The following is a 4,017-nucleotide window of genomic DNA, read 5'->3' as shown; positions in this document are numbered from 1 at the left end:
GCCACCGGCTCGACGGGCGCTACGGGTTCGACCGGAGCAACGGGTTCGACCGGAGCAACTGGCTCGACCGGAGCAACGGGTGCGACTGGAGCGACTGGTTCGACCGGAGCCACAGGCGCAACTGGAGCTACGGGCTCGACTGGAGCCACGGGTGCGACCGGAGCCACAGGTTCGACCGGAGCCACGGGTGCAACCGGAGCTACTGGATCGACCGGAGCCACAGGCGCAACTGGAGCTACGGGCTCGACTGGAGCCACGGGTGCGACCGGAGCCACAGGTTCGACCGGAGCCACGGGTGCAACCGGAGCGACTGGATCGACCGGAGCCACTGGCTCGACGGGCGCTACGGGTTCGACCGGAGCAACGGGTTCGACCGGAGCAACTGGCGCGACCGGAGCGACTGGCTCGACCGGAGCCACGGGTGCGACTGGAGCGACCGGTTCGACCGGAGCCACAGGCGCAACTGGAGCTACGGGCTCGACTGGAGCCACGGGTGCAACCGGAGCGACTGGTTCGACCGGGTCGACTGGCTCGACCGGTGCCACCGGTTCGACCGGAGCCACAGGTGCAACAGGAGCCACCGGAGCGACGGGTTCAACCGGAGCAACGGGCTCGACCGGTGCCACAGGTGCGACTGGAGCCACCGGGGCGACTGGAGCGACGGGGTCGACTGGAGCCACAGGCGCGACCGGAGCCACCGGGGCCACAGGCGCGACTGGAGCCACCGGGGCGACTGGAGCAACGGGTGCGACCGGGGCCACAGGCGCGACTGGAGCCACCGGGGCGACTGGAGCAACGGGTTCGACCGGAGCTACAGGTGCGACCGGAGCCACCGGGGCGACTGGAGCAACGGGTTCGACGGGTGCCACCGGTGCGACCGGAGCCACCGGAGCGACGGGTTCGACCGGAGCAACGGGTGCCACCGGCTCGACCGGTGACACTGGAGCGACTGGCGCGACTGGAGCCACCGGAGCCACAGGCGCAACTGGAGCCACCGGAGCGACGGGTTCGACCGGAGCAACGGGTGCCACTGGCTCGACCGGTGACACTGGAGCGACTGGCGCGACTGGAGCGACCGGTGCGACCGGAGCTACAGGTGGAACGGGAGCCACCGGAGCCACGGGTGCGCCTGGTCCGACTGGCGCAACCGGAAGCCACGGAGGCGGGACCGGCCACACCGAGCATGGCAACAATGGTGGCGGCAATGATCCAGACGGAAGCGACAGCAGCAACCCCGGCAAGGGTCACGACAATGACGGCACCGACAACGACGGCGCGCCTGGCCACAGCGGCGGTGCCAACGTCACGGCCAGCACGCTGGGGCTGACGGACACCAAGCAGTTCCTGCAATCCGGCTCGGACGGCAATGGCGGCTCCGGTTCGTTCAAGGACCTCGTCAGCCAGGCCGTCGGTTCGGCGACGACCGATCTCTTGAACGTTCTCAACACGGTCAAGGGCTTCGGCCAGAACCAGAACAAGCCGTCCGGCGCGACTTCCGACCTGACTTCGGACAAGGGCAAGCAGGGTGCCGGCTACGGCCAGACCGACGATACGCTGAACAAGGCTTTGAAGGATATTCTGAAGCCGAATGGCTGAGTGTTGTTCGAAAACAATGCATGCGGGTCCCGCGGAAACGCAGGGCCCGCATACGCACGTCCGGGACAGGGGCCAAGGGCTCGTCCTCCAAGACTGTTCAGGCTATGATGGAACTTGCCGGAAGCTCTGGCCGAGGCGGTGTGCCGGGAGCGTCCACGAACCCTCGCTTGTGGGTCGCAGGGGGAGTGCATGGTAAGCGTGCCTCGAAACACCGAAGCCCAGCCGGTCCCGATCCGTGCGGACGTGAAAGCGGACAGGGACGGCGGGATTGAGAGCGCGGCGAAGCGGATCCCCGGCGGGCCCCCCGCGTTTGACGGCATCGGGCCGCGCCTCAAGGCAATGCTGCAGGTCGCCCGCTATCACGGCGTCGAGCTTGACCCGAACGAATTCAGGGCGACAAGCGCGGCCTCGGTTCCAAACGCCTCCGATCTCTCGCAATGGGCGCAGAACGCCGGAATGTGGTCGCGCGCGCTCCGCATACGCTGGTCACATCTCTTGCGCTTCGAGCACACTGGTCCGATCGTCCTGCTGTTCAATGATGGCGGAGCCGGTCTCCTCATCGGAGCGAGCGCCGAGCAAAATGTCGTTCTGCTCAGAAGCGTCGATGCGCCCGATGACGCGGACGCCGTGCCGATCGACGAGCTCCGCCTGCTGCAGGTATGGTCGGGCGAGGCGATCCTGTTGCGGGCGGCGCGCTCCTACATTGCGGCGGACGCGCCATTCACCTTCGCCTGGCTGGTCGATCTGGTGCGACTCGAGAGCCGGCCGCTGCGCGACATCGGCATCGCCTCGTTCACGCTGAGCATCCTCACCATTCTGCCGCCCCTCATCGTCATGACGGTGGTCAACAAGGTGCTGCAGTTCAGCAGTGTCTCGACCCTAGTCCTCCTCTCCGCGGTCATCGCCGTCGTCTTCGCCTACGAGACGCTGCTCGGCCATGCGCGACGATTGATCATCAACGTCGTCGGCGCCCGCCTGGACACCAAGCTCAATCTGCATGTCTTCGGCAGGCTGCTGCGTCTGCCGCTCGACTATTTCGAGCGTCACCCGGCGGGTGAGACGATGTACCACCTCGCGCAGATCTATCGCATCCGCGAGTTCCTGACCGGAAAGCTGCTCAGCACGTTCCTGGACCTGATCACGCTCTGCGTCCTGATCCCGGTGATATTCTACATCAACGCGACGCTCGCGTGGATGGTGCTCGCCTGCGCGGTCGTGATCATGGCGATCATCTTCGCCTTCCTTGCGCCATTGCGCCGACGCTACCAGAGCGTGGTCGACGCCGAGACCTGGAAGGCAGCCGCGCTCGGCGAAACCGTCGTCGGCATCAAGACCGTCAAGGCGCTCGGTCTCGAGCCGCAGCGCAAGGCGCTATGGGACGAACGCGTGGCCGACGCAGGCAAGGCGCGTCTCGCCTTCGGGCAACTGGCGAACTGGCCGCAGACCCTGGTCACGCCGATCGAACGTGTCATGGTCCTCGGCACTATGCTGATCGGCGCCTATCTCGCGATGAGCGATGGGTCGGGCTATATGGTCGGCAGCCTGTTCGCCTTCATGATGATCGCACAGCGCGTCGCCCAGCCGCTGGTCGGCCTGGCGCGGCTGGTCGAGGACTATGAGGAGGTGGGCGCGGCAATCGGCGAAACCGCTTCGGTCCTCAACCGCCCCTTGGAAAGCAGTTCCAATTCCGCCGGTTTGCGGCCAAAGCTGGTCGGCGAGATCAAATTCAACGATCTGACCTTCAGCTATATCGGCACCAAGACACCGGCGCTCGACCGTGTCAACTTCGACGTTCCGGCCGGCACGATGTTCGGCATTGTCGGCCGCAGCGGTTCGGGCAAATCGACGATTGCCCGGCTGTTGCAGGGGATCAATCGCGACTACAGCGGCTTCCTCAAGCTCGATGGGGTCGACCTCAAGGAAATCAATCTTCGTCACCTTCGCCAGGGACTGGGCGTCGTCCTCCAGGACAATTTTCTGTTCCGCGGCTCGATCCGGGACAACATCATTGCCGGCCGTCCCGGCCTGACGCTGTCCGACGCCATGCGTGCCGCTCAACTGGCGGGCGCCGCCGAGTTCATCGAACGCATGCCGAACGGCTACGACACCTATATCGAGGAAGGCTCCCCCAACCTCTCCGGCGGCCAGAAGCAGCGGCTGGCAATCGCCCGCGCGCTGATCCATGATCCGACCATCCTGATCCTCGACGAGGCGACGAGCGCGCTCGATCCGGAGAGCGAGGCCGTGGTCAGCTCTAATCTCATGCGAATCGCCAGCGGGCGCACGATGATCATCGTTTCCCATCGGCTCGCCTCGCTGACCGAATGCGACCAGATCCTGGTCATGGACCAGGGCAAGGTGCTCGACGTCGCGCCGCACGCGACACTGCTCGAACGATGCGCACTCTACCGCCAGCTTTGG

The 4,017-nt window shown here is 66.0% G+C and carries 2 protein-coding genes and 1 pseudogene; all 3 read left to right on the top strand.

Annotated features, from left to right (window positions below):
* A pseudogene (locus tag EOA27_RS41595) lies at positions 1 to 938 on the top strand (hypothetical protein); the annotation flags it as partial.
* A 493-nt stretch (positions 939 to 1,431) separates the two neighbouring features.
* A complete protein-coding gene (locus tag EOA27_RS41590) occupies positions 1,432 to 1,596 on the top strand; it encodes a hypothetical protein (protein ID WP_210214170.1) in 165 nt (54 codons plus the stop codon).
* Positions 1,597 to 1,785: 189 nt separating this feature from the next.
* Positions 1,786 to 4,017, top strand: a 2,232-nt coding sequence (locus EOA27_RS25790; RefSeq protein WP_145970527.1) for a peptidase domain-containing ABC transporter, incomplete at its 3' end; no start/stop codon positions are given.

This window comes from Mesorhizobium sp. M2A.F.Ca.ET.037.01.1.1, from assembly GCF_003998075.1.
In the GTDB taxonomy this organism is placed as follows: Bacteria; Pseudomonadota; Alphaproteobacteria; order Rhizobiales; family Rhizobiaceae; genus Mesorhizobium.
Note: the sequence above shows the minus strand (reverse complement) of the source record. Positions and strands in the feature narration are given on the sequence as shown.